The 26,940-nt window shown below is 69.3% G+C and carries 18 protein-coding genes and 3 rRNA genes; 15 read left to right on the top strand and 6 right to left on the bottom strand.

The features are described from left to right. Positions 1–4: 4 nt before the first annotated feature. Positions 5–454, bottom strand: coding sequence for a PTS sugar transporter subunit IIA (locus BS75_RS04335; RefSeq protein ID WP_034087244.1), 450 nt, complete (start codon positions 452–454; stop codon positions 5–7). 613 nt (positions 455–1,067) lie between these two features. On the opposite strand from BS75_RS04335, the gene BS75_RS04330 reads away from it, so the two are divergent. The 3 genes from BS75_RS04330 (at position 1,068) to rrf (ending at position 6,212) form a co-directional block, all read left to right on the top strand. Beyond that, positions 1,068–2,586: ribosomal RNA gene (locus tag BS75_RS04330) — 16S ribosomal RNA — on the top strand. 307 nt (positions 2,587–2,893) lie between these two features. After that, positions 2,894–6,016, top strand: a 23S ribosomal RNA gene (locus BS75_RS04325). A 79-nt stretch (positions 6,017–6,095) separates the two neighbouring features. Next, positions 6,096–6,212 (top strand): 5S ribosomal RNA (gene rrf / locus BS75_RS04320). The 16S, 23S and 5S rRNA genes sit together here, the layout of an rRNA operon. An 82-nt stretch (positions 6,213–6,294) precedes the next feature. Here the strand turns inward: rrf and BS75_RS04315 are convergent. Both BS75_RS04315 and BS75_RS04310 read right to left on the bottom strand, forming a co-directional pair. Beyond that, positions 6,295–6,660, bottom strand: coding sequence for a nuclear transport factor 2 family protein (locus BS75_RS04315; protein WP_034087243.1), 366 nt, complete (start codon positions 6,658–6,660; stop codon positions 6,295–6,297). A 49-nt stretch (positions 6,661–6,709) separates the two neighbouring features. After that, positions 6,710–7,141, bottom strand: coding sequence for a nuclear transport factor 2 family protein (locus tag BS75_RS04310; RefSeq protein ID WP_052069167.1), 432 nt, complete (start codon positions 7,139–7,141; stop codon positions 6,710–6,712). Between the two features lie 135 nt (positions 7,142–7,276). Here BS75_RS04310 and BS75_RS04305 point away from each other — a divergent pair, with 135 nt between their 5' ends. From BS75_RS04305 to glnII, 4 genes are all read left to right on the top strand, one after another. Further along, positions 7,277–7,906, top strand: coding sequence for a TetR/AcrR family transcriptional regulator (locus BS75_RS04305; protein ID WP_042439987.1), 630 nt, complete (start codon positions 7,277–7,279; stop codon positions 7,904–7,906). Between the two features lie 6 nt (positions 7,907–7,912). After that, complete coding sequence (locus BS75_RS04300; protein WP_042439988.1) at positions 7,913–8,569, top strand: YigZ family protein; 657 nt, start codon at positions 7,913–7,915, stop codon at positions 8,567–8,569. Positions 8,570–8,680: 111 nt separating this feature from the next. Beyond that, entirely contained in the window at positions 8,681–9,901 is a 1,221-nt protein-coding gene (locus BS75_RS04295; RefSeq protein WP_034087242.1) for a beta-ketoacyl-[acyl-carrier-protein] synthase family protein, read from the top strand. 328 nt (positions 9,902–10,229) lie between these two features. Then, positions 10,230–11,252 (top strand): glutamine synthetase, encoded by a 1,023-nt coding sequence (gene glnII / locus BS75_RS04290; RefSeq protein WP_034087241.1) that lies wholly within the window; start codon positions 10,230–10,232, stop codon positions 11,250–11,252. An 83-nt stretch (positions 11,253–11,335) separates the two neighbouring features. Here the strand turns inward: glnII and BS75_RS04285 are convergent, their stop codons facing one another. The 3 genes from BS75_RS04285 to eccCa form a co-directional block, all read right to left on the bottom strand. Beyond that, a complete protein-coding gene (locus tag BS75_RS04285) occupies positions 11,336–12,349 on the bottom strand; it encodes a trypsin-like serine peptidase (protein ID WP_160312300.1) in 1,014 nt (337 codons plus the stop codon). Between the two features lie 143 nt (positions 12,350–12,492). After that, a complete protein-coding gene (locus BS75_RS47790) occupies positions 12,493–15,339 on the bottom strand; it encodes a hypothetical protein (RefSeq protein ID WP_052069165.1) in 2,847 nt (948 codons plus the stop codon). A 70-nt stretch (positions 15,340–15,409) separates the two neighbouring features. Next, a complete protein-coding gene (eccCa, locus tag BS75_RS04275) occupies positions 15,410–19,387 on the bottom strand; it encodes a type VII secretion protein EccCa (protein ID WP_408022515.1) in 3,978 nt (1,325 codons plus the stop codon). 210 nt (positions 19,388–19,597) lie between these two features. On the opposite strand from eccCa, the gene eccD reads away from it, so the two are divergent. The 8 genes from eccD to BS75_RS04235 all read left to right on the top strand — a co-directional run bounded on the left by eccD (position 19,598) and on the right by BS75_RS04235 (position 26,900). Beyond that, a complete protein-coding gene (gene eccD / locus BS75_RS04270; protein ID WP_231607674.1) occupies positions 19,598–20,986 on the top strand; it encodes a type VII secretion integral membrane protein EccD in 1,389 nt (462 codons plus the stop codon). A gap of 53 nt (positions 20,987–21,039) precedes the next feature. After that, positions 21,040–22,473: a type VII secretion protein EccB gene (gene eccB, locus BS75_RS04265; RefSeq protein WP_042439991.1), complete on the top strand. Its 1,434-nt coding sequence runs from the start codon at positions 21,040–21,042 to the stop codon at positions 22,471–22,473. A 159-nt stretch (positions 22,474–22,632) separates the two neighbouring features. After that, on the top strand, positions 22,633–22,971 hold the full coding sequence (locus BS75_RS49125; RefSeq protein WP_160312301.1) for a hypothetical protein: 339 nt from the start codon (positions 22,633–22,635) through the stop codon (positions 22,969–22,971). 71 nt (positions 22,972–23,042) lie between these two features. Continuing rightward, complete coding sequence (locus tag BS75_RS49120) at positions 23,043–23,324, top strand: WXG100 family type VII secretion target (RefSeq protein WP_034087238.1); 282 nt, start codon at positions 23,043–23,045, stop codon at positions 23,322–23,324. 31 nt (positions 23,325–23,355) lie between these two features. Then, the gene (locus BS75_RS04250; protein ID WP_034087237.1) at positions 23,356–23,799 is read left to right on the top strand and encodes a hypothetical protein; all 444 of its coding nucleotides are present in this window, start codon (positions 23,356–23,358) and stop codon (positions 23,797–23,799) included. Positions 23,800–23,903: 104 nt separating this feature from the next. Further along, complete coding sequence (locus tag BS75_RS04245; RefSeq protein WP_152646174.1) at positions 23,904–25,979, top strand: hypothetical protein; 2,076 nt, start codon at positions 23,904–23,906, stop codon at positions 25,977–25,979. 152 nt (positions 25,980–26,131) lie between these two features. Further along, on the top strand, positions 26,132–26,599 hold the full coding sequence (locus BS75_RS43900) for a YbaB/EbfC family nucleoid-associated protein (protein ID WP_052069164.1): 468 nt from the start codon (positions 26,132–26,134) through the stop codon (positions 26,597–26,599). Next, entirely contained in the window at positions 26,592–26,900 is a 309-nt protein-coding gene (locus BS75_RS04235; protein WP_034087235.1) for a hypothetical protein, read from the top strand. Before BS75_RS43900 ends, BS75_RS04235 begins: the two co-directional genes overlap by 8 nt. Positions 26,901–26,940: the final 40 nt, after the last annotated feature.

The following is a 26,940-nucleotide window of genomic DNA, read 5'->3' as shown; positions in this document are numbered from 1 at the left end:
CCACTCAGCTCCAGGAGAAGAGCGTCTCGCCCGCCTTCACCTCTCCGGTCTCCAGCACATCCTGCAGCGCGTCGACCGTGGCCTCCAGTGCCACGACCGGGCAGATGGGCGACTTGCCCCCGGCCTCGACCGCGGCCGGGTCCCAGCGGACGACCGGCTGGCCGCGCTTGACCGTGTCGCCCTTCTGCACCAGCAGTTCGAAGCCGGCGCCGTTGAGCTGAACGGTGTCGATCCCCAGGTGGGTGAGGACCCCGTGCCCTTCGTCGTCGACCACGACGAAGGCGTGCGGATGCATGGAGACGATGGTTCCGTCGATCGGCGACACCGCCGCCCCCGGCTCGCGCACCGGGTCGATCGCCGTGCCTGGCCCCACCATGGCGCCGGAGAAGACCGGGTCCGGAACTCCGGCGAGTCCGATGGCACGTCCACTCAGCGGTGAGGTCACGTTCGTCATGCTCAGGCCTCCTACGGGGCTCCAGTACGTCTCGCGTCCATCAGCCTAAATCAGACATACCCGGCGCACGTGATGAGCCCGCCGGGCGTATGAGCCGCCGTCAGCGGCGTTCGGCGGCAAGGGCCACCGGTCCGGTCGACCGCCGCGCCACGCCACGTCCGGAGCCGATTTGCCCCTGCCGGTCGCCCGCTGTACCGTGGCATCTCTGCCCACGAAAACCTCCTGAGGTTGACGTGTCCCGGCGGCCAAGCCCCTGATTTCCAGCGCAATGAACATTGCGCTACATTATGGGCCTGCCCACGAAAGGCAGTTCGGAAATCACCGGAACAGACACCGAAAAGGGTCTGCTAAGGTAGACAACGAAGAACGAACGAAGCGCTCGGAGAGACCGGTGAAAGGGTCTTGAAGAAAGCGTCCGTTCCTTGAGAACTCAACAGCGTGCCAAAAGTCAACGCCAAATGTTGATACCCCGTCCGGCCACATCATGTGGACGGTCGAGGTACCTTTGGGAAAAACTGTAGTAAACACTAGCGAGGACGCAGTGCACGGGATCGGCTATTCCGCCGGTCGCTGTGCCGCTCAACGCGAGTGCTGTTCCGATTACGGAATGACATTCACGGAGAGTTTGATCCTGGCTCAGGACGAACGCTGGCGGCGTGCTTAACACATGCAAGTCGAACGGTGAAGCCCTTCGGGGTGGATCAGTGGCGAACGGGTGAGTAACACGTGGGCAATCTGCCCTGCATTCTGGGACAAGCCTTGGAAACGAGGTCTAATACCGGATACGACGCATCCCCGCATGGGGTGTGCGTGGAAAGCTCCGGCGATGCAGGATGAGCCCGCGGCCTATCAGCTTGTTGGTGGGGTAATGGCCTACCAAGGCGACGACGGGTAGCCGGCCTGAGAGGGCGACCGGCCACACTGGGACTGAGACACGGCCCAGACTCCTACGGGAGGCAGCAGTGGGGAATATTGCACAATGGGCGAAAGCCTGATGCAGCGACGCCGCGTGAGGGATGACGGCCTTCGGGTTGTAAACCTCTTTCAGCAGGGAAGAAGCGCAAGTGACGGTACCTGCAGAAGAAGCACCGGCTAACTACGTGCCAGCAGCCGCGGTAATACGTAGGGTGCGAGCGTTGTCCGGAATTATTGGGCGTAAAGAGCTCGTAGGCGGCTTGTCACGTCGGATGTGAAAGCCCGGGGCTTAACTCCGGGTCTGCATTCGATACGGGCAGGCTAGAGTGTGGTAGGGGAGATCGGAATTCCTGGTGTAGCGGTGAAATGCGCAGATATCAGGAGGAACACCGGTGGCGAAGGCGGATCTCTGGGCCATTACTGACGCTGAGGAGCGAAAGCGTGGGGAGCGAACAGGATTAGATACCCTGGTAGTCCACGCCGTAAACGTTGGGAACTAGGTGTGGGTCACATTCCACGTGGTCCGCGCCGCAGCTAACGCATTAAGTTCCCCGCCTGGGGAGTACGGCCGCAAGGCTAAAACTCAAAGGAATTGACGGGGGCCCGCACAAGCAGCGGAGCATGTGGCTTAATTCGACGCAACGCGAAGAACCTTACCAAGGCTTGACATATACCGGAAACGGCCAGAGATGGTCGCCCCCTTGTGGTCGGTATACAGGTGGTGCATGGTTGTCGTCAGCTCGTGTCGTGAGATGTTGGGTTAAGTCCCGCAACGAGCGCAACCCTCGTTCTGTGTTGCCAGCGAGTAATGTCGGGGACTCACAGGAGACTGCCGGGGTCAACTCGGAGGAAGGTGGGGACGACGTCAAATCATCATGCCCCTTATGTCTTGGGCTGCACACGTGCTACAATGGCCGGTACAATGAGCTGCGATACCGCGAGGTGGAGCGAATCTCAAAAAGCCGGTCTCAGTTCGGATTGGGGTCTGCAACTCGACCCCATGAAGTCGGAGTTGCTAGTAATCGCAGATCAGCATTGCTGCGGTGAATACGTTCCCGGGCCTTGTACACACCGCCCGTCACGTCACGAAAGTCGGTAACACCCGAAGCCGGTGGCCTAACCCGCAAGGGAAGGAGCTGTCGAAGGTGGGACCAGCGATTGGGACGAAGTCGTAACAAGGTAGCCGTACCGGAAGGTGCGGCTGGATCACCTCCTTTCTAAGGAGCTCTTCTCCCGGCTTCGGTCGGGCAGAGGGCCAGTACACCGGCGACTGTCCGGTGCTGGTTCGCTCATGGGTGGAACGTTGACTATTCGGCGCGATCATCGTCATGGACACGAGTACTGCTTCGGCGTGGAAAGTTCTGTGGGTGTTGGCCGTTCCGGGCACGTTGTTGGGTCCTGAGGGCACGGCCGCAAGGTCTGTCTTCGGTACGCCGGCCCCAGTGAACCTTGCCTGCTTGTCGGGTGGGGGTGATGGGTGGCTGGTCGTTGCTTGAGAACTGCACAGTGGACGCGAGCATCTGTGGCCAAGTTTTTAAGGGCGCACGGTGGATGCCTTGGCACTAGGAACCGATGAAGGACGTGGGAGGCCGCGATAGGCCCCGGGGAGCTGTCAACCGAGCTTTGATCCGGGGGTGTCCGAATGGGGAAACCCGGCAGTCGTCATGGGCTGTCACCCGCTGCTGAACACATAGGCAGTGTGGAGGGAACGCGGGGAAGTGAAACATCTCAGTACCCGCAGGAAGAGAAAACAACCGTGATTCCGAGAGTAGTGGCGAGCGAAATCGGATGAGGCTAAACCAGTCATGTGTGATACCCGGCAGGGGTTGCGTGGCTGGGGTCGTGGGAAAATTCTTGATCGGTCTGCCGGCCGGTCGGAGAGTCAGAAACCGTATGGGTAGTCGAAGGACATGCGAAAGGTCCGGCGTAGAGGGTAAGACCCCCGTAGACGAAACCTGTACGGCTCTCTTGAGTTTCTCCCAAGTAGCACGGAGCCCGAGAAATTCCGTGTGAATCTGGCGGGACCACCCGCTAAGCCTAAATATTCCCTAGTGACCGATAGCGGACAGTACCGTGAGGGAATGGTGAAAAGTACCGCGGGAGCGGAGTGAAATAGTACCTGAAACCGTGTGCCTACAAGCCGTGGGAGCGTCGCAGCGTGTGCTTGCACATAGCTGTCGTGACTGCGTGCCTTTTGAAGAATGAGCCTGCGAGTTTGCGGTGTGTTGCGAGGTTAACCCGTGTGGGGTAGCCGTAGCGAAAGCGAGTCCGAATAGGGCGGTTTAGTAGCGCGCCCAAGACCCGAAGCGGAGTGATCTAGCCATGGGCAGGTTGAAGCGCGGGTAAGACCGTGTGGAGGACCGAACCCACCAGGGTTGAAAACCTGGGGGATGACCTGTGGTTAGGGGTGAAAGGCCAATCAAACTCCGTGATAGCTGGTTCTCCCCGAAATGCATTTAGGTGCAGCGTCGCGTGTTTCTTGCCGGAGGTAGAGCACTGGATAGGCGATGGGCCCCACCGGGTTACTGACCTTAGCCAAACTCCGAATGCCGGTAAGTGAGAGCGCGGCAGTGAGACTGTGGGGGATAAGCTCCATGGTCGAGAGGGAAACAGCCCAGAACACCGGCTAAGGCCCCTAAGCGTGTGCTAAGTGGGAAAGGATGTGGAGTCGCAGAGACAACCAGGAGGTTGGCTTAGAAGCAGCCACCCTTTAAAGAGTGCGTAATAGCTCACTGGTCAAGTGATTCCGCGCCGACAATGTAGCGGGGCTCAAGTACACCGCCGAAGCCGTGTCATTGCAGCTTAACTCCTAACGGGGGCTGTGATGGGTAGGGGAGCGTCGTGTGCCGGGTGAAGCGGCGGCGGAAGCCAGTCGTGGACGGTATACGAGTGAGAATGCAGGCATGAGTAGCGATACAAGAGTGGGAAACTCTTGCGCCGATTGACCAAGGGTTCCTGGGTCAAGCTGATCTGCCCAGGGTAAGTCGGGACCTAAGGCGAGGCCGACAGGCGTAGTCGATGGACAACGGGTTGATATTCCCGTACCCGCTTTGAAGCGCCAACGTCGAACCTCTGAATGCTAAAGCCGTGAAGCCGTCTCGGATCCTTCGGGTGATGAGGAGTGGTGGAGCCGCTGACCCAACAGGGTAGTAGGTGAGCGATGGGGTGACGCAGGAAGGTAGTCCAGCCCGGGCGGTGGTAGTCCCGGGGTAAGGGTGTAGGGCGTTGTGTAGGCAAATCCGCACAACATGAGCCTGAGACCTGATGCCGAGCCGATTGTGGTGAAGTGGATGATCCTATGCTGTCGAGAAAAGCCTCTAGCGAGTTTCATGGCGGCCCGTACCCCAAACCGACTCAGGTGGTCAGGTAGAGAATACCGAGGCGTTCGGGTGAACTATGGTTAAGGAACTCGGCAAAATGCCCCCGTAACTTCGGGAGAAGGGGGGCCGGAACTGGTGACGAGTCTTGCACTCCGAGCTGGGGCCGGCCGCAGAGACCAGCGAGAAGCGACTGTTTACTAAAAACACAGGTCCGTGCGAAGCCGTAAGGCGATGTATACGGACTGACGCCTGCCCGGTGCTGGAACGTTAAGGGGACCGGTTAGTTCTGTTTCGACGGAGCGAAGCTGAGAACTTAAGCGCCAGTAAACGGCGGTGGTAACTATAACCATCCTAAGGTAGCGAAATTCCTTGTCGGGTAAGTTCCGACCTGCACGAATGGCGTAACGACTTCTCGACTGTCTCAACCATAGGCCCGGTGAAATTGCATTACGAGTAAAGATGCTCGTTTCGCGCAGCAGGACGGAAAGACCCCGGGACCTTTACTATAGCTTGATATTGGTGTTCGGTTCGGCTTGTGTAGGATAGGTGGGAGACTTTGAAGCGGCCACGCCAGTGGTTGTGGAGTCGTCGTTGAAATACCACTCTGGTCGTGCTGGATGTCTAACCTGGGTCCGTGATCCGGATCAGGGACAGTGTCTGGTGGGTAGTTTAACTGGGGCGGTTGCCTCCTAAAATGTAACGGAGGCGCCCAAAGGTTCCCTCAGCCTGGTTGGCAATCAGGTGTTGAGTGTAAGTGCACAAGGGAGCTTGACTGTGAGACCGACGGGTCGAGCAGGTGCGAAAGCAGGGACTAGTGATCCGGCGGTGGCTTGTGGAAGCGCCGTCGCTCAACGGATAAAAGGTACCCCGGGGATAACAGGCTGATCTTCCCCAAGAGTCCATATCGACGGGATGGTTTGGCACCTCGATGTCGGCTCGTCGCATCCTGGGGCTGGAGTAGGTCCCAAGGGTTGGGCTGTTCGCCCATTAAAGCGGTACGCGAGCTGGGTTTAGAACGTCGTGAGACAGTTCGGTCCCTATCCGCTGCGCGCGCAGGAGTCTTGAGAAGGGCTGTCCCTAGTACGAGAGGACCGGGACGGACGAACCTCTGGTGTGCCAGTTGTCCTGCCAAGGGCATGGCTGGTTGGCTACGTTCGGGAGGGATAACCGCTGAAAGCATCTAAGCGGGAAGCCTGCTTCGAGATGAGGACTCCCACCACCATTGAGTGGGTAAGGCTCCCAGTAGACGACTGGGTTGATAGGCCGGATGTGGAAGCCCTGTGAGGGGTGGAGCTGACCGGTACTAATAGGCCGAGGGCTTGTCCATAGTTGCTACGCGTCCACTGTGTTGTTCTGAAGAAACGACCCCTGCTTCCGGCAGCGTGTTGTCGATATCTTCATAGTGTTTCGGTGGTCATAGCGTGAGGGAAACGCCCGGTTACATCCCGAACCCGGAAGCTAAGCCTCACAGCGCCGATGGTACTGCAGGGGGGACCCTGTGGGAGAGTAGGACGCCGCCGAACAACCTTTGCCGAAGAGCCCCCTGACCATCGGTCAGGGGGCTCTTCGGCATGTCCGGACACCGGACGACGGAGCCGGCGGGGGCTATGCCTCGTGTGCGCGACCGTAGGCGCCGAAGCCCTGGCAGACGAGGCCGTCGCGGAAGGTCAGCACCTCGCTGACGGGGATGCCGCGTTCGTTGCGGTAGCCGATGACGATGGAGTTCACGCCGGCGCGGACGTGCTCGACCACGAAGTGCAGGTCGGTCATCTGCTCCATGGCGAAGGAGAAGTAGGCGCGCAGCGCGTCCTTGCCGTGGAGTTCACCGCTGGGGTCGTTCATCACGCGGACGATGGTGGGCGAGGCCCAGGCGACGTCCTCGGTGTAGTGGGAGAGGATTCGTTCGAGGTCGTGGGAGTTCCAGTCCTCGGCCCATTGGACTGCGTACGCTTCGGCGGCTTCAAGATCCATGGGTCAGGAGGGTAGTGCAGGGCGGTTTCCGGTGTCGGCCCAGCGGGGCTCAGGCGTCGAGCGGGCGGGGGAGGGCGGCGAGCAGCACCTCGCTCTCCAGTGGGTTGCCGTAGTCGCTGGAGGAGACGATGAGGCCGTCGACGACGCGGCTCACCATGATGTACGTCAGGGTGAACTGCTCTCCGCCTGCGGTGATTCGACCGTGGACGCGGAATTCGGCGATGACCACCTCCGGGTCGGCGGTCTCGTGGATCACCACGCCGTCGACGGACTCGTAGCTCCACAGGCCGCTGACGGCCTTCATCCGGGTGCGCATCGAGTCGTTGCCCTCGGTGCGGCCGGGGAAGCCGGGTCGGGTGAACGGCATGTCGATGACGACGTCCGGGGCGTAGAGGTCGGCGAGCTGCGAGCGGTCGCCCTCGGCGGTGATGCGGATCAGGAGTTCGACGGTCTCGCGCGGGGTGCGGGTGTGCGTGGACATGGTTGCTCCGGCTGGTGGGCGTGGTGGAGGAAGGGGGGCTCTATAATCGGAACGCTCGCCCCGATTCGAATATACGGAACGCTCGCCCCGTTTGTCTATGGGGTGCGTGCGCCGCAGCCTGCGTCAAGGAGTGTCATGACCGCCGCACATGAGCAGCAGCCCGGCTCGGCCGGGCGCCCGGCGCGGCCGATGCGTGCCGACGCGCGGCGGAACCGCGCCCGGGTGCTGGAGGCGGCGCGCGCGGTCTTCGCGGAGGAGGGCCTGGCGGTGCCGCTCGACGAGATCGCGGCCCAGGCCGGGGTCGGGGCCGGGACGGTCTACCGTCACTTCCCGACCAAGGAGGCGTTGTTCGAGGCGGTGGTGACCGACCGGATCGAGGCGCTGACCGAGCTCGGCCGGGCGTCGCTGGCGGCGGTCGCCGACGGCGCGGAGCCGGGAGCGGCCTTCTTCGACTACCTGGCGGTGATGGTCGCCGATGCGGAGTCGAAGATGGATCTGGCCGAGGCGTTGGTGGGCGCGGGGGTCGAGTTGCAGCAGACGACCCTCGGTGCGGCCGGCGCGCTGCGCGCGGTCCTGGCCGAGCTGCTGGTCAGGGCGCAGGAGGCCGGTGTGGTGCGGGCGGATGTCGACGCCGCCGACCTGCCTGCCGTCGTCGGCGGTGCGGTCGCGGCGGAGCGGGCCCGGGTGGCGGGCGCGGCGCCCGGGCGGCTCGCCCGGATGCTCTGCGACGGGCTGCGGACCACGCAGGCCCGGTCCGGGAGCTGAGCGGCAGTGGCTGCACGACAGGCGGTCCCCTACCTCACCGTCAAGGACCCGGTGCTGCACGAGACCGAGGTGAAGAAGTCGCGGTTCCTGTGCTCCGTCGCCCGGGTCGAGGACGAGGCGCAGGCGCAGGCGTTCATCGCCGCGGTGCGCAAGCAGTACTGGGATGCCCGGCACAACTGCACGGCGTTCATCGTCGGCGAGCAACCGCGCCGGGAACGTTCGAACGACGACGGCGAGCCGGCCGGGACCGCCGGCGCGCCGATGCTGGAGGTGCTGCGGCGCCGGGGGCTGACGGACACGGTGGCGGTCGTCACCCGCTACTTCGGCGGGGTGCTGCTGGGGGCCGGGGGACTGGTGCGCGCCTACGGCGGGGCGGTGTCGGCGGCGCTCGACGAGGCGGTCGTGGTGGAGCGGCGACGGGTCGAGGTGGTCGCGGTCGCGACCGACCATGTGCGGGCCGGGCGGCTGGAGAACGAGCTGCGGGCGGCCGGCTATCCGGTGCGCGACCTGGACTACACCGCCACCGGAGTGGTGATCGAGGTGGGCGTCCCGGACGGGCGCGCGGCGGAGTTCGCGGCCTGGCTGGCGGCGGCGAGCTCGGGCAGCGCGGTGGCCGAGCCGCTGGGGACGGACTGGAGCGACGTGGTGGTGGCGCCCGGCTGACGTGCCGAAGGGCGGAGCGACTTGCCGTGCCGCGTTGCCGGGGCGGGCGGCCTCCGCGTGTCAGGCTTCCAGGGCCGGTATGTCTGGTTTCTCCGGAGCGGGAGCACACGGATGGGCAGTGGGACGATCGAGGTCGCGGTCACCGGGCTGGGCGCGAGCACCCCGCTGGGCGGTGACCTGCCGAGCACCTGGGCGGCCATGCTGGCCGGGCGTTCCGGGGTCCGGCTGCTTCCCGACGCCTGGGCGGAGCAGCTGCCCGCCCGGATCGCCGCCTGCTGTCTGGTCGGGCCGGAGACGGTGCTGCCCCGGGTCGAGGCCCGGCGGCTGGACCGCAGCGAGCAACTCGCCCTGGTCTGCGCCCGCGAGGCCTGGGCGGACGCCGGGCGACCCGACGTGGACCCGGAGCGGCTGGCCGTGGTCATCGGCACCGGGATCGGCGGGGCGCACTCGCTGCTCGCGCAGGACGATCTGTTGGAGGCCTTCGGCCCCCGCAAGGTCTCGCCCTATGCGGTGCCGATGATGATGCCGAACGGGCCGGCCGCCTGGGTCAGCATCGACCTGGGTGCGCTCGGCGGCGCCCGGACACCCGCCAGTGCCTGCTCCTCCGGCGCTGAGGCGGTGGCGCTGGGGCTGGACCTGATCCGCTGGGGCCGGGCCGACGTGGTCGTCGTCGGCGGGACGGAGGCCTGTGTCGATCCGCTGCCGCTGGCCGGCTTCGCGCAGATGACGGCGCTGTCCACGCGCAACGACGACCCGGCTGCCGCCTCGCGGCCGTTCGACCTGGACCGGGACGGCTTCGTGCTGGGGGAGGGTGCGGCGGTGCTGGTGCTGGAGCGGGCGGACCTGGCGCGGGCCCGGTCCGCCCGGGTCCACGCGCTGCTGGCCGGGGCCGGGGTCACCTCCAGCGCGATGCACATCACCGCCTCCGACATGCACGGGCAGGTCCGGGCGATCCGGCAGGCGCTGGCCGACGGCGGACTGGCCCCCAGGGACATCGGGCACGTCCATGCGCATGCGACCTCGACACCGGCCGGGGACCAGGTGGAGGCCGACGCCGTCGCCGCCGCGCTGGGACTGCACCCGGTGGTGACCGCGACCAAGTCGATGACCGGTCACCTGTTGGGCGCGGCAGGTGCGTTGGGTGCGGCGGCGGCGGTGCTGGCGCTGCGGGACGGCGTGGTCCCGGCCATCCGCAATCTGGACAGCCCGGATCCGAAGGTCGGACTCGATCTTGTCAGGGCGGAGCCGCGCCGAGGGGCCTGGGAGGCGGCGGTGTCCAACTCCTTCGGCTTCGGCGGGCACAATGTCTCGCTGGCGTTCACCAGGGCGTGACGGACGAGGCGTGAGGCGCGGACGGCGTCGGGATGAGGGACGCTGACGATGTGCTCATGACAGTGCGACTGCTCCTGCGGCCGGTGGCGGGGCCGCCGGAGGCGGTGAACGGGGCGGGTCGGGAGACGGCTAAACAGGGGTGTACTGGCTGTTCATGTGACCTGTAGCACGAATGAGGCCGGTTAACCTGCCGTTCACACATGGGCAACAGGCGGGAAATTGCGGTCTGTGATTCTCCTTGCCATCAGGACAGCGGACCTCCCCAGTGACGCGGAGCACCGCGCCACGTCACCGCTAAGTTCCCACCCCACCGCGAGGAATGCCGCCCGTGAGCTTCAAGGCTGAGTACATCTGGATCGACGGCACCGAGCCGACCGCCAAGCTTCGTTCGAAGACCCGCGTTCTGGCCGACGGCGCCGAACTTCCCACCTGGGGCTTCGACGGCTCCAGCACCAACCAGGCCGAGGGCCACGCGTCGGACCGCGTGCTGAAGCCGGTCTTCTCGTGCCCGGACCCGATTCGCGGCGGCGACAACGTCCTCGTCCTGTGCGAGGTCTTCAACACCGACGGCACCGCCCACGAGACCAACACCCGTGCGCTGCTGCGCCCGATCGCCGAGCGCTTCGAGGCGCAGGAGGCGATCTTCGGCATCGAGCAGGAGTACACCTTCTTCAAGGGCGAGCGTCCGCTCGGCTTCCCGGTGGCCGGCTTCCCCGCCGCGCAGGGTGGTTACTACTGCGGCGTCGGCGCCGACGAGGTCTTCGGCCGCGACATCGTCGAGCTGCACCTCGACCGCTGCATCGAGGCCGGTCTGGCCATCTGCGGCATCAACGCCGAGGTCATGCCCGGTCAGTGGGAGTTCCAGATCGGCCCGGTGGACGCGCTGACCGCCTCCGACCACCTGTGGATCGCCCGTTGGCTGCTCTACCGCACCGCCGAGGACTTCGAGGTCTCGGCGACGCTGGACGCCAAGCCGGTGAAGGGCGACTGGAACGGCGCGGGCGCGCACACCAACTTCTCCACCAAGGCCATGCGTGAGGGCTACGATGCCATCATCACCGCCTGCGAGTCGCTCGGCGCCGACCAGGAGAAGGTGCTGGAGCACGTGAGCCAGTACGGCTTCGGCATCCAGGACCGGCTGACCGGCCTTCACGAGACCGCCCCGTGGGACGTCTACAGCTACGGCGTCTCCGACCGCGGCGCCTCGGTGCGCATCCCGTGGCAGGTCGAGGTCGAGAAGAAGGGCTACATCGAGGACCGTCGCCCCAACGCGAACGTCGACCCGTACGTGGTGACCCGTCTGCTGGTCAACACCTGCTGCTCGGCGCTGGAGAAGGCCGAGCAGGTCTGATCCGACGCACAACGTCCGAAGCGCCCGCCGGTGGTCCGGCGGGCGCTTCGTCGTGGTCGGCGGTCGTGGTCGGCGGACGGCGGTCAGCCGGCCAGGGTGACGGCCTGGTCGTAGAGGACCCGGACGTTGTCGTTGAACAGCGGGCTGTAGGAGACGTCCGGCGTGTTGCCGCCGGTCTCGTAGCCGCCGATCACACCCACCAGTGAGCCGCTGCCGGTGGTCGGGTCGTAGTCGGCGATCCAGCCGCTGCCGCTGGTGCCGGCCGGGTAGCCGGTGCAGTAGACCTGGAGCTGCGAGGCGCTGAAGCCGCTCGCGCTGCCGGTGCAGCTGATCGGCTCGTCGGTGGTCTCCGGGTAGCCGGTCAACTGGACGTTGCCGCTGCTCACGGCGTCGGTGTCGAGAGTGTAGGAGCCGGTGACGGACTCGATCGTGTGCCCGTTCAGCGGCTTGAGCAGGGCGAAGGCGACGTCGTCGTCCGGGTCCTGGTTCGAGGTCCAGGCCGAGGCCTCGACCACGTTGCTGATCTGCCAGACCCCGAGCGGCGCGGAACCGTCCCGGTAGTCGGGCACGAAGACGGCGTTGGTGGTGGTGCCAGGGCTGAGGCAGTGCCCGGCGGTCACGATCATGTTCCCGGAGGGGCTGTCCACCACGCTCCCGGTGCAGAAGTGGCCGGCGGAGATGCTGCCCGAGAAGATGGCGCCGACCTGGGCCGGCTGCTGGGCGGAGGTCAGCACCTGGGAGACGCCGAGCGAGGTGGTCGGCGGGGCCGGGACGGGCTTCGCCGTCGGCGAGGGGCTGGCCGTCGGCGAGGGCTTGACCGAGGGCTTCGGCTCGGCGGCGCTGCCGGAGCGGGCCGACTGCGAGCCGGACGAGACGGCCGAGGCCGAGGCCCTCGGCCGACTGGACGAGGAGGCGATCGGCTCGCGCTTGGAGACGTCCAGGATGCGCAGCAGCCGGGTGTCCGTACCCGTACCCGAGCCGACGATCGCGGCCGCGCCGAGGACGACGCCCACGGTGACGGCCGTGGATCTCCGGAAACGCCGTCTGCGCGCTGCTTGCTGGCGCTCGACACGGCTCCCCGGCTCCGGCTTCCCCATGCACTGCTCCTCAGTTCGGTGGGCCGATCGGTGCATCCGCTGTGGGCGGAGCAGCGACGGCCACCTGACTCATGGTGCTGCAAGGCGCTGAGAGGGCCGTGGGAGAAGTCTGAGAGCCCGATGATTACCTGCCGATCCCGCCTTCAGCCGTCGTCCACGCCGGGAGTGAGCCGGAACCGCTCGGGCCGGGGCACCGACCGTCGCTCCTCGGCGGGGAGCGCGTCCCGCCGCTCCAGCCAGGACCGCAGCCGGACCTGGGCGTTCCGGTCCCAGTCGGCCGAGGCGGAGGGGTTGTCCGCACCGGCGGCGGGGGCGGTCGGGCTCACCTCGCGGAGCAGCACCCGGACCGGGGTCCCCGCGTCCTCGGCCGCGTCGATGACCTCCAGCACCGAGAAGCGGGTGCCGGGCGGGAAGACGACCACGGCCTCCTCGCCGGGTTCCCCGAAGAGGGCGGTCCGGCGTCCGGTGGTGGACCAGATCGCGAACTCGGCCGGGGTGTCGAGCCGGGCCTCGACCGCGGTCAGCCCGGAGACGGCGGCCGGTTCGTGCAGCAGCGTCCCCGGCCGGTAGTGGTCGAGCACGGCCGGACCGACGTGAGCGCCGAGCAGCACCGCGCCGTGGTGGCTGGGCAGTCGGCGCAGACCGGACGCCAGGCAGCTGACGTAGGCGGCGAGCGGCCCCGGGCTGCCGCTGCGCGCGGCGGCGGTCAGTTCGGCGACGGGGGCGGGCACACCGGCGGCGGTGTGGTGCAGCAGGACGGCGACCAGGTCGGCCTTGATGTCGTCCTGGATGGTGGAACGGAGCGCGGGCAGCCGGGTGGCGACCTGGTCCGCGCGGCTGGCCCAGCGCTGGAACTGCGGTCCGAGCAGCGCTTTCAGCGCGGTGCGGTCCGCTGCGCTGCTGACCTGGGCGGCGGTGGGTCCGGCCACGTCGGTCGGGAAGGCCCGCACGGATCCGCCAGGCGCGGACGCGGACGCGGACGCCGGTACGGGCGCGGGCGCGGTGGGTTCTGGCTCGGGGTCCGGTTCGGGCTGCGGTTCGGGCTGCGGTTCGGGCACCGGCGTCGGGTGGGGTGCGAGCTCCGGCGCGGGGTCGGCGCCGAGCACCGGGATCCGTGTCGGGGCGGGGATCGGTTCTGGCTCGGGCTCGGGGTCCTGTTCGGGCGCGCGTGCGGGCTCGGCGCCGAGCACTGGGATCCGTGTCGGGGCGGGGATCGGTTCGGGCTCGGGCTCGGGGTCCGGTTCGGGCGCGCGTTCGGGCTCGGGTGCAGGCTCGGCGCCGAGTACGGGCACCCGCTGCGGGGCAAGGATCGGCTCCAGCTCCAGCTCCAGCTCCGGTTCCGCTTCGGGCACCGGCACCGGCTCGGGTATCGGCATGGGCTCGCGCTCGGGCTGGGCGGCGAGCGGCGGTGGCACCGGCACGGCAGGCGGAGCCGGTGCCGCAGCCAGGACCGGGTAGCCGGGCAACGGTGTTGACAGTGCGGAGGGTGCAGTGGGCACCGCCGGCACGGTGGGCGCGGTGGGTACGGCCGGCGCGGTGGGTGCGGAGGGTTCGGTCGGTGCAGTGGGCACCGCCGGCACGGTGCGTGCGGTGGGTTCGGTCGGCACGGTGGGCACTGCCGGCACGGTGGGTGCGGTGGGTGCGGTGGGTTCGGTGGGTTCGGTGGGCACTGCCGGCACGGTGGGTGCGGTGGGTGCGGTGGGTTCGGTGGGTTCGGTGGGCACTGCCGGCACGGTGGGTGCGGTGGGTGCGGTGGGTTCGGTGGGTTCGGTGGGCACCGCTGGCACGGTGGGTGCGGTGGGCACCGCCGGCACCGTGGGCACCGTGGGCACCGCCGGCACGGTGGGTGCGACGGGTTCGGTCGGTGTCGTCGGCACGGTTGGCATCGCCGGCCGGGCGGGGACCGCCGGGGGCAGTGGGGTGCCTGCATCGACCCGCGCGGCGGTGAGGCCGCCGCGCAGGACCGCGAGCTCGGTGGCCGGCTCGATCACCGGCGGGACCCATGCCGCGCCCTCCGCCTCCTGCTGCGCCTCGGGGAGCGCCGACACCGTGGCCGGGGCCCAGTTCTGGGCCGCCGTCCGGTTCGTGTTCGTGGCCCTGGGCAGCCAGGCCAGGCCGTGCCGCCGGGAGACGAAGCGGCCGACGGCGGTGGTTCCGGCGTCCATCGCGCTGTCGACCCGCAGGCCCCAGAGCGCCGGTTCGACCGGGGGCAGCTCGGCCACCATCGGGTCGAGCAGGTCCCAGACGTCCTCGGTCAGCCGCTGGCTCGGGGTGCCGACGATCAGCAGTCGGCGGCGCTGCTCGTCCGGGACGGGTTCCGGGGTGCCCTCTGGGGTGGTCTCCGGCCGGGCCCAGAGGCTGCCTGCGCTGTCCGGGTCGACCAGCCAGCCGGGCGGCGCCGGGGGGAGCAGGGCGACGGCCGTCTCCTCCTCGTCCCAGTCGCCCTCGCTGATCGGTGGCCAACTCGGGCCGAGGGGCTCGGGGGCCGTGGCCGGGGCGCAGTACCACCAGTCGGCGAGGGCGTACGGGTCCGGACCGGCGGGGCTGACCTGGAGCGCGCCGTCCAGGCCGACCGCGACCAGGCCGTCCGGGGCGACGACCGGCAGCCCGAGGCGCTCCGCGATCTGTTCGGCCGGGCGGCGGCCGCTGGGCAGGGCGGCGGCCAGGCCGGAGGCGGCGAGGACCAGGACCCCGGCCGAGCGTTCGGCGGCGATCCGGGCCAGCTCCGGCAGCCCGGCGCGGAGGACCGCGGCTGCGTCCGGCGCGGCGGCGAGCAGGATCAGCGCATCGGACACCGGGAGCAGCCGGCCGAGCGCCGAGGCGAGCGCCGCCTCGTGCTCCGCGCCGGGCGGGGCGATCACGCAGTGCGGGCCCACCGGGCGGAGCGTGGAGGGCCCGCCGCCGGTGGTCGCCACCGGCACCGGCGGGGCGACCATCCCGGCCGTGGCCTCCAGCCGGCGGCGGACCTTCCGCCAGGCGCGGACCGGCACCGGGGCGGACGGCCTCCTCGGGCCGCCCCCACCGCTGTCGGCGCCGCCCCGCCGACGCCCCCGCCGATGCTCATCGGTCGGCCTCCGGTCCCCGCTCCGGCTCGGCCAGCAGGGCTGTCTGGACCTGGACGGTGCGGCGCCGGGTGATGTGCACGCCGCGGCCGACCGGGAGCTGCCGGGGCTTGACGTTGCCGAAGATGACGCCCTCCGAGGGCGGGCAGGAGAGCAGCACCGCCGGGGTGTTGACCTCCTGGAGCTTGCGCAGCAGCGGGTCGGACAGGGCCCGGCCGATGCCGTTGGCGCCGCGCGCGACGATCAGGTGGAGGCCGATCTCGGTGCCCTGGGCCAGGTGGTCCAGGACCGGGGCGAACGGGTGGCCGGTCGTCCCGGCGGCGATCAGCTCGTAGTCGTCGACGATGAAGAACAGCTCCGGGCCCTGCCACCAGTCGCGCCGCTTGAGCTGGGCGGGGGAGATGTCGGCCGAGGGCACGCGCTCCTTCATCGCCCGGGCCGCGCCGTCGGTGAGCTGGCGCAGCACGTCCGTGGCGACCGCGTAGCCGATGCGGTACTCCTTCGGCACGGCCTCGTAGAGCTCGCGGCGGAAGTCGACCAGCATGACCCGCGCCTCGCTGGGGCTGTAGGCGCTGGTGATCTGCTCGATCATCAGCTTGAGCAGGTTGGTCTTCCCGGACTCGCTGTCGCCGACGATCATCAGGTGCGGCGACTCCTCGAAGTCGTGCCACAGCGGCGCGACCTCGGTGTCCTCCAGACCGATCGGCACCCGGAGCCGGCCCTGAGGGGCGGGCAGGTCGGCCGCGTCGACGGTCAGCGGCAGCATCCGGACCTGCGGCGCGCGCGGTCCGGTCCAGTGTGCGGCGACCGCGTCGACCAGGTCGGCGATGCCCTCGCCGAGGTCCTTGGTGGTGCCGGAGCCGTCCAGCCGGGGCAGGGCGGTGAGGAAGTGCAGCTGCTCGGCGGTGAGGCCGCGCCCGGGGGACTTCGGGACCTTGGCGGCGGCGCGCATGTTGATCACCGAGTCGACCGCGTCGCCGAGCCGCAGCTCGAAGCGGGTCTGCAGCTGGTCGCGCAGCCCGCTGGCGATCTCGCCCCAGCGGGTGGTGGCGATGACCAGGTGGACGCCGTAGTTGATGCCGCGCTGGGAGAGCAGGGTCAGCGGCTGCACCAGGTCGTTGAACTCCTGGCGGAGGGTGTTCCACCCGTCGATGACCAGGAAGACGTCGCCGTGGGTCTCCTCGGGGAGCCGGCCCTCGGCGCGCATCCGGCGGAAGGTGGCGATGGAGTCGACGCCCATCTCGGCGAAGGACTTCTCCCGTCGGGCGATGATCCCGGCGACCTCGGCCACGGTGCGGACCACCCGCTCGCCGTCGTGGCGTCCGGTGACGCCGCCCATGTGCGGCAGGTCGCGCAGCGCCGAGAGGGTGCCGCCGCCGAAGTCCAGGCAGTAGAACTGCACCTCGGCCGGGGTGTGGGTGAGCGCGAGGCCGGTGATCAGGGTGCGCAGCAGGTTGCTCTTGCCGCTCTGCGGCGCGCCGGCGATGCCGACATGGCCGCCGGCGCCGGAGAGGTCCGCCATCATCAGGTCGCGCAGCTGGTGGAACGGCCGGTCGACGACGCCGACCGGCACCGTCAGCGCGCCGCGCCCGGCCCAGCCGTGGGTGGTCAGCCCGTACTGGGGGTGCGGGGTGAGCGGCGGCAGCAGCTCGTCCAGGGTCGGCGGGACGTCCAGCGGCGGCAGCCAGACCTGGTAGGCCGGGGGGCCGACGTCGTAGAGCTTGGCGGCGGCGATGTCCAGCAGCGTGCCGGACGCGAGGGCGTCCTCGTGCGCCGGCTCGACCTCGGCCGGGAGGTGACGGGGCGCCACGTACTCGGTGCCGTAGGGGACGACCTGGCCCGCGACCACGGCCTGCTGCCGGGGGCGGCGCTTGGGCTGGTAGGGGCCGGAGACGTAGGCGGCCTTGAACCGGGTCAGCGTGGAGATGTCGCTGCGCAGGATGCCGTTGCCGGGCTGCGAGGGCAGCTGGTAGGCGTCGGGGACGCCGAGCACGCCCCGGCTCTCCATCGCGGAGAAGGTGCGCAGGCCGATCCGGTAGGACAGGTGCGACTCCAGGGCGTTCATCCGGCCCTCGTCCAGCCGCTGCGAGGCGAGCAGCAGGTGCACGCCGAGCGAGCGGCCGAGGCGGCCGATCATCACGAACAGCTCCATGAAGTCGCGGTGCGCGGCCAGCAGTTCGCTGAACTCGTCGACCACCACGAACAGCGTCGGCAGCGGCTCCAGCGGGGTCCCGGCGGCGCGGGCGGTCTCGTAGTCCAGCAGCGAGGCGTAGTTGCCGGCCGCGCGCAGCAGCTCCTGCCGGCGGACCATCTCGCCGTGCAGCGCGTCGCGCATCCGGTCGACCAGGGAGGCCTCGTCGGCCAGGTTGGTGATCACTGCCGAGGTGTGCGGCAGGGCGTCCAGACCGAGGAAGGTCGCGCCGCCCTTGAAGTCGACCAGGACGAAGTTCAGCACCTCGGAGGAGTGGGTGATCGCCAGCGCCAGCACCAGCGTCCGGAGCAGCTCGGACTTGCCGGAGCCGGTCGCGCCGATCAGCATGCCGTGCGGGCCCATGCCGCCCTGGGCGGACTCCTTGAGGTCCAGGTCGACCGGCTTGCCGTCGCCGCCGAGCCCCAGCGGCACCCGCAGCTTGTTGTTCAGGTTGCGCTTGGCCCAGAGCTGCGCCACGTCGTGCTGGTGCAGGTCGTTGATGCCCAGCAGCGCCGTCAGGTCGAAGTCGGCGGCGAGCGGTTCGGCGGCGACGGTGGCGTCGCCGACCCGGTAGGGGGCCATCAGCGCGGCCAGCCGGGTCGCCGTCGGGACGGCCAGCGCGTCCGGGCGGCCCAGCTCGGTGATCTCGTCCTTGCGGTTGCGGTCGGCGCCGACCATCGCCAGCCGGCCCTTCTCGACCCGCAGCCGCAGGGTGAACCGCGAGTGCTTCCACTCCAGCGCGTCACCGAGGTCGATGACGATCGCGTTGCGGTAGCCGGCCAGCGCGGCCCGGGTGGTGGGGGCGGCCTTCGCGCCGTCCAGGACCAGGACGGTGAAGGGCTCCTCCCTGGTCGGCACGGAGTCGGGCTCGTAGGGCGGACGTCCCAGGAACTCGTCGCCGAGCAGCTGCTCGACCTCGGCGACGGTGCCCGCGACCAGGCGTACCGCGCCGGCGCCGTCGGTGTCGCCCGGATGCTGGGCGTGCGGCAGCCACTTGACCCACTCCCAGGAGTCCCGCTGCTCGGGACCGGTGACCACGGCGATCCGCAGTTCGTCGGGGGCGTGGAAGACCGAGAGCTGGGCCACCATCGAGCGGGCCATCGCTTGGGCCGCCGCCCGGTCGTCGCTGCGGAGCAGCAGGTGGGAGAAGCCGCGCAGGTAGATCGCGATCGGCTGGTCGGCGACATTGTTGTACGCGTGGATGAAGCGGCGCAGGGCGTGGGCGCAGAGCGGCTCCAGGTCCTCGACCGGCTTGGTCGCCAGCGGCGCCAGCCGCTTCGCCAGCCGCTGCGGACCGGTGCCGATCCGGACGTCGCCGAAGTCGGGGTGGGTCGCCCGCCGTTCCCACAGCCGGGAGGTGCGGACCAGCGACCACAGCTCCGGCGAAGCCGGGTTCCGCCAGGCCAGCGCGAGCTGCTGCTGCTCGGTCGCGGCCCTGACCTGGCGGCGGATCTGCGAGAGGTAGCGCAGGTAGTCGCGGCGCTCGCTGCGCACCTGCTTCTTGCGGTCGCTGGAGCCGCGGATCAGCTGGGTCAGCAGCATGCCGACCGCCGACAGCGCCATCATCCCGATGCCGACATAGGTCATCGCGCCACTGCTGCCGCCGGGCTTGAGGAACATGACCACCATCGACAGCGAGCTCAGCGCCATCGGGGCCATGCTGATCATGCTCGACATGCCGCCCTGCGACTCGGGCAGACTCGGCGGCTCCTGGAGCTGGATCTCCCCGTCCGGCATGACCGGTCCGGGCCGCCGGGCCGTGCGATTGACCTGCACCGTGCTCAACGAAGAGCTCCTCACTCGCCTGCCGCGACCGTCGGTTCGGAGGACGGCCGTCCACTCGGACCACGGATGCGGGCCCGTGCACGGTTCAGTTGAACTTCTTCCGCCTCCGCGTACGTACAGCCCAGTGGGGTCGCAGCGGATCGGCGGCCCGGTGTCGATCCGTCCGACGATCCGCCCGACGAACCGCCCGACCTGTCTGGGAGAGACCTGGTGAACAGCACTGCCGGTGCCGCACTGTGCCGACTGAGGTTCCATGCGCCGCAGTCGGTCTTCGAACTGGCGGTGCCCGCCGACATCCCGCTGGGCGACCTGCTGCCCACGGTCGTCGGCTATGCCGGTGACGACCTGGAGGAGCAGGGCATCGAGCACGGCGGCTGGGTGCTGCAGCACCTCGGCGGCGCCGCGCTCGACGAGGAGCTGACGCCGGAGGCGCTGGGCCTGCACGACGGGGGCGAGCTCTACCTCCGCCCGCGCCGCGCGGAACTGCCCCCGGTCCACTTCGACGACCTGATCGACGGCCTCGCCGTCGGGCTGCAGCAGCGCGGCGGCTCCTGGCGGCCGGTGCTGACGCACCATCTGGCCGTCGGCCTCGGGATGCTGGCCCTGGCGGGGGGCTTCGTGCTGCTGGCGCTGCCCGGCGGGCACCAGCTCCGTGACATCGCGGCGGCGGTCACCGGCGTGCTGCTGCTGCTCGGCGCGGCCAGCGCGGCCCGGGCCATGGGCGATGCCGGCGCGGGCACCGCGCTCGGCGCGGCGGCCGTGCCCTACCTGGCGCTGGCCGGCCTGCTGCTGCCGAGCGGTCCGGCCGGACCGGAGCTGACCGGGGCCCAACTGCTGGCCGGGGCCTCGGCCGCGGCCGGTGCGGCGGTGCTGGCGCTGGCCGCCGTCGCCTGCTCGGCACCGCTGTTCCTGGCCGCCGTGCTGCCCGCGGTGCTCGGCGTGGTGGCCGGTGTCCTCGCCCTGGCCGGGTTCGCGCCCGCGCACACGGCGGCGCTGGTGGCCGTGGTCGCGGTGATCTTCGGCGCGTTCATCCCCTCGCTCTCGTTCCGGCTCTCCGGACTGCGGCTGCCCGCGCTGCCCCGCAACGCCGAGGAGCTCCAGCAGGGCATCGAGCCCTTCCCGGCGGCCGAGGTGATGGACCGGGGCCACATCGCCGACGGCTACCTCACCGCCTTCCACCTCGCCATCGGCGCCGTCGGCGCGATCTGCCTGACCCTGGTCGCCCTCGACGGCGGCCACGGCTGGGAGTCGCCCGCGTTCACCGGGGCGCTCAGCCTGCTGCTGCTGCTCCACAGCCGGTCCCTGGGCGGCATCTGGCAGCGGGTCTCGATGCTGGTGCCCGGCGCGTACGGGGTGGTGCTGCTCACCGGACGCTGGGCGCTGGACGAGTCCCCGGCGGGCCGGCTGCTGGTGCTGGCGGCGCTGCTGGCGGTCACCGTGGTGCTGCTGGTCGTCGCCTGGACCGTCCCGGGACGTCGGCTGCTGCCCTACTGGGGGCGCGCGGCGGACATGCTACACACCCTGACCGCGGTCAGCCTGCTGCCGCTGGGCCTCGCCGTCTCCGGGGTCTACCACCTGCTCCGCGCCATGAACGGCTGACGTTCCGTCGGTCGAGGCGCTGCCGAACCACATAACCGCCCAGGAGGAACCGGATGCAGTCCCGACGCGACCAGGTGCAGGCGCACCTGTTCGTGATGAGCAGGCTCTCCTCCGGCATGCTGCGGGCCGAGCCCGACGCGCCGGACACCCCCCACGGCCGAACCACCCGCGGCACCCTCACCGGGGTGATCCTCGGCGGGCTGGCCGCGGTCGGGATGACGGTCTACGGACTGATCTCCCCCGGCGGCAGCACCGGCTGGGCCAAGGCCGGGACACTGGTCGTGGTCAACGAGACCGGTGCGCGCTACCTCTACCTCGGCGGCGAACTCCACCCGGTGCTCAACATCGCCAGCGCCCGGCTGGTCGCCGGAGCCCAGCTGACGGTCGACCAGGTCAGCCAGAACTCGCTGAGCGGGGCCCAGGTCGGCGCGCCGCTCGGCATCGTCGGCGCGCCCGACACCCTGCCGGACGGCGCCGCGCTGGCCGACGGCACCTGGCTGGCCTGCGGCACCCAGCCGACCGGCGGCGGCGCCGCCGAGCTGACCCTGGCGCTGGCCCCGCGATCCCGGGGCACCTCGCTCACGGCCGGCCAGGGCACCCTGGTCTCCGCCCCCGACGGCTCGGTCTACCTGCTCTGGCAGGGGCAGCGGATGCAGGTGGCAGCCGGGGAAGGGGTGCTCCAGGCCCTCGGCTACGGCACGGCCGTCCCGTTCCCGGTGACCGAGTCCTTCCTGGACGCGCTGCCGGCCGGGCCGGTGCTGGCCGCGCCCGACATCCCCGACCGGGGCAAGGCCGGGCCCAGGCTCGCCAACAACCCCACCCGGATCGGCCAGCTCTTCGCCCTCCCCGGCGGTCAGCGCTACGTGCTGACCAAGGCCGGGCTGGTGCCGATCGACGCGATGCTCTACAAGCTGCTCAGCGGCGACCCGCGGACCCAGTCGCAGGCCTACCGGGGCGCGGCCGTGACCACCGTCCTGATCGGCGCCGAGGACCTGGCGGCGCACTCCGCCCAGGGCGCCGCACCGACCTCCACCCTGCCGGCCGACGCTCCGCAACTGGTGACGGTCGGCCAGGGGCAGGGCGTCTGCGCCGAGTCGCGGCTCGGCAGCGGCGCCCCGGCGGTCGCACTGACCGTGGTCTCCGCCGCCGCCGTGGCCGGGCAGGCCCCGACCGCCCAGCCCGGCGTGGTCCCCGGCTGCGCGGCGGCCGACCTGGTCGCGGTGCCCGCGCAGGGCGGGACGCTGGTCCGGGCACTGTCCGGGGCGGGCGTCGGCACGACCGAGTACCTGGTCACCGACGCGGGTGTGAAGTACCCGCTGGCCTCCGCCGACGCGACCACCGCGCTCGGCTACAGCGGGGTCGCCGCGCTGGCCGCACCGGGCGCGCTGCTGGCGCTGCTGCCGACCGGTCCCAGCCTCGACCCGGCCGAGCTGGCCGCGGGCGGGGTGGTGGAGCCGGCACCGGCGGCGGGGGCCTGCGCGAGCTGACGGCGGCTCAGGCCCCGGTTCGGGCCCGCCGGGTTGAACCGGCGGGTTCCGCAGACCCGTTCAACCGGATGGTGCGTGGTCGCTCCACGCACCCGCCGGCCCGCGACCGCGGGCCGGCTGCGGCGCACCGGCCGCAGCAGGACGACGATGGAGGATTCCGTGAGCACTCCCGGCATGTTGAAGAAGGACGACGGATCGATCCAGCAGGCGCTGGCCGGTCTGGAGACGCAGATTTCGAGCATGATCTCCTCCGGCCAGACCGTCGAGCGGATCAACGAGGAGATCGCGGCCGGCTACATCTCCGGCGCCAGCACCGTCTTCCAGGGGAAGGTCAGCGACTGGGTCGACCGCTACAAGAAGGTGATGCAGGCCTTCGACCAGCTCACCGAGAGCCTCTCCGGCGCCAGCAAGACCCTGACCCAGGCCGACGAGGACGCCGGCGTCGCGGGCGGCAACTGGGGGGCGTCCGACGGCGTCTACAGCGCGCTGCAGGGCTGACCGAGCCCCACCCCGCCGCTTCCCGTCACGCAACGCACCCCATTCCAGCGAGAGTTCGAGAGGACAGCACCATGTCAGTCCAGCTCCAGCACGAGGCCCTGAACCAGGCCACCGATGAACTGCGGTCGGCCGGCAACACCATGAAGAGCAACCTCGACGACCTGGTCAGCACCCTGAAGGGGCTCCAGGACGGCTTCCAGGGCGCCGCGGCCGAGGCGTTCAACAACTTCCTCAACGTCGTCAGCCAGAACGAGAGCCAGATGTCGGACGACCTCAACAGCGCGGCGACCACGCTCGAGACGATGCACCGGACCATGATCGATGCCGACAACAGCGCCCGCAACCACTTCTGATCGGACTTCCCCGGAAGGGAGTTGAGCGTCAATGAGCAAGTCTTCAGATGGCGGCGGCGGTGGCGACGGGTCGATCACAGTCGACGACGACTTCCTGACCGATTTCGCCAACAAGCAACTCAACAGCTTCAACCAGGCTGTCCTGACGTCCGCCCCGGTGCTCGATGTGTACAACTGGACGGCCCCGCTCAACCTGCCCAACACGACCCCAGGCACCTACGACCAGATCATGGGCGGGGGAGGTAGCGACTTCGCCGGCATCACCACCGACGCCACCAAGCTCTTCTCCAGCATCTATACGCAGATCGGCTCGATGCACACCGAGATGCAGAAGCTGTCCACGAGTCTGCTCGCGGCGAAGACCACACTGAGCAACGGTGAGAGCGACAGCCTCACCACCGCACAGATGATGGACCTGCTCAACCCGGCGCTCGGTTCCCCCTCGACCACCTCCACCCAGCCCCCTCTGCCCTAGCAGCACTGTCCGGGGCGCGGGTCCGTCGGCGCGCCTTGCGCGACGGACCCGCGCCCCCCGGGACGACGACATCGGCCAGCCCAGACGGCAGGGAGACCGCACAGATGGCCCAAACGAAGTGGGAAGACATTCTGAAGGCGTTGGGGCCGGCGAATCCGATTCCCAACGGGCGTAGCACCATCACCAACTCGACCATTGTGCAGCGGGCCGCTATCGCCGACCCGACGACTCCGGGCACGGCCTGGCTCGGTGGCGGCTCGGTCACCGAGAAAAACACGGACGACGCTGCAGACAACGGTCTGACGAATACCTACGCCTTCGAGAAGGCACACGACTGTTACTGGTACTTCAGCTACGAGTACTGGGGCAGCAATTACAACTGTGTCGTGGCCGTGAACTTCAACTATGCGCTGTTCGACGCTGCGGGCAGCCCCTGGAACAACTGGTTCGGGCAGATCCAGGACATCCTGGGTTCGCTGATGAACAGCCCGTACGAGAACGACAGCGTCAGCCTGCCGAGCTTCGACGCGGCGGTGACCGCGCTCCAGCAGGTCGGGTACTGGTTCGACGGATGGATCGCGGCGGTGAAGGGCTGGGCGGACGATCTCGACGTGTCCGGCAGCAACTGGCAGGGCAGCGCAGCCGCCGAGTTCAAGGCTCTGCTGACCAATTTCCACGACGGGATGGTCGCGGTCAATCAGAGCATCGAGTCCCCGCCCGTCCCCTTCTCGCAAGTGTTCGGCAACGCGAAGGCGGCGCTGGCGCAGGTCGTCAGCGACCTCAACACCGCGTACCTGGCGTGGAAGGCGCTGCCCAACGGCTCGCCGCCCTACTGCCTCAACGAGGCATTCCAGACCATGATGAACGACACCTCGGACATCAGCTACAAAGTCAACATCCTGGGCAACCCGCAGGTGAAATCGGCGCAGTACGGCGACATCCGGGGCAGCGCCTTCGCCCAAGCCCTGCAGGCGAAGGCGCAGACGCTGTGGCTAGCCAGCCTGAGCGGTCTGGACACGGCCGCCCAGAAGGCCGATACCGACCTGCAGAAGGCCTACCGCACCGCCGGAATGGTCCTCACCGGGCAGCCGATCGACACCTTCACGGCCGCCCTCCCGGCGCCGACCGCGCCGAACGACACCACTACCCCGCCGCCCACGACAACGCCGCCTCCGACCACCACGCCGCCGCCCCCGACGATCACCGGTACCGGTGGCGGTACCGGTGGCACCGGTGGCGGCACCGGCGGCCCGGGTGGTGGCGACGGTCCGAAGAACTACACCTCGCCGCCGCCGCCCGTCATCACCGGCTCGGGTGGCGGGACCGGCGGCAGCGGCGGCGATGTCCCGTTGATCGGTCCCAACGGCATGGACATCACCGGCCCCAACGGCCAGCCGCTGATGGTGCCGCCCGGCTCCACCATCAACTCGGCCGGCGAGGTGATCGGCCCGGACGGCAAGCCGGTGCTCGGCGCCAACGGCAAGCCGATCACCGTGCCCAAGGGCACCACCCTCGGCACCGGCGAGGGCGACGGGATCGACAACCCCGGTGACGAGTCGTTGAAGGTGCCGCCGGGCTCGCACATCAACAGCGAGGGCGAGGTGATCGGCCCCAACGGCAAGCCGGTGCTGGACTCCAACGGCAACCCGATCGTGCTGGGCAAGGGCGACACCATCTCCAAGGACGGCACGGTTCTCAGCTCCAACGGGAAGCCGATCTCGGAGGAGGACCAGCTGCTGACCAACGAGGAGGCGGCGATGAACGCCGCCGACAACGCGCAGCTCGGCGGGATCGGTGGCGGCGGTGCCGGGGACTTCAACCTGCCGACCTCCGGTGGTTTCAAGATGCTGGGCACCGGCGGCGGGATGAGCCCGGCGGCGGTGGAGCGGAGCAACGCGATGATGTCGGGCGAGCCGGCCACCGAGGCGACGCCCGCCGAGAGTGCGGCCGGCGAGGAGGAGCTGGAGAGCGCGGCCGAGGAGTCGCAGATGATGGGCCGCAACGTGGCGACCAGCAGCGGCAGCGACGGCTCGATGATGCCGCCGATGGGCGGTGCCGGCGCCGGTGCCGGTGGCGCCGGGCAGAGCGGCCAGGACAAGCAACGCACCACCTGGCTCGCCGAGGAGGAAGAGGTCTGGGGCACCGACACCGGCGGGGTGGCCGGCGTCATCGGCCGCTGACTTCAGTCATTCTCCAGCCATTCACAGCACGAGGCGCCCCCGGTCGGACCGATCCGACCGGGGGCGCTCTCGCTGCGGTCGAACCACAGGGCGTTCCGTTCCCGTTAAGACAGGTGGCGGCAGTCGTCGAGGCAACTGAGAGGTGGAACAGCATGACGTCCCCGTTCGCGGACCGGATCGAGCAGGCGATGGACATCCTGCGCGAGCAGCAGAGCAAGATGACGGAGGTCCGCAAGGAACTCTCGGAATCCAGTGCCTCGGTGACCTCCAAGGACCGGATGATCACCGCCAAGGTCGGCCCGCAGGGCCAGGTCATCAGCCTGACCTTCCACACCACCGGCTACCGCTCGATGGCGCCCGCCGAGTTGAGCAAGGCCCTGGTCGACGTCCTCAACGAGGCCCGTGCGGACATGGGGACGAAGGTCATCGAGTCGATGCGCAGCTTCGACGGCATGGGCGAGATGCTCCGTCAGTCCCTCCACGTGGGACCGCCCCCCGGGGAGGGCGCCGAAGGCCTCGACCTCGACGAGCTGCTCGCGCCGCTGCGGGCCATGCGCCCCAACTACGAGGCGGAGCTGACCGGCCGGACCAGCGCGAAGCAGGAGGAGTTCAATGGCTGAGAAGATCACCGCGCTGGATGACCTGAAGTCGGCCTTCACCAACTTCGGCGATATGTCGACCCTGATCGACACCATGCGGCACACCGCAGCAGAGATCAACATCGACAACACCAACGCGGCCGGCAGCGACGACGTCGGCACCCAGTACCACAGCACCGTCGACGCGCCCACCAAGGCGCTGACCGACCTGCTGCAGGCGGTCCGTGACGCCGTCGACTCGATCAGCAAGGCGGGCGTGGACGCCGCCAACACCTTCACCAGTGCCGACCAGGACGCCCTGGACCAGGTGAGCGGCTCCTAGCCGCTCGGCACAACCCGCCGCCGACCGGCGCCCCGGATGA

The organism is Streptacidiphilus albus JL83 (assembly GCF_000744705.1).
Classification (GTDB): domain Bacteria; phylum Actinomycetota; class Actinomycetes; order Streptomycetales; family Streptomycetaceae; genus Streptacidiphilus; species Streptacidiphilus albus.
The sequence above is the reverse complement of the archived record's forward strand: the minus strand, read 5'-3'. Positions and strand labels throughout refer to the sequence as shown.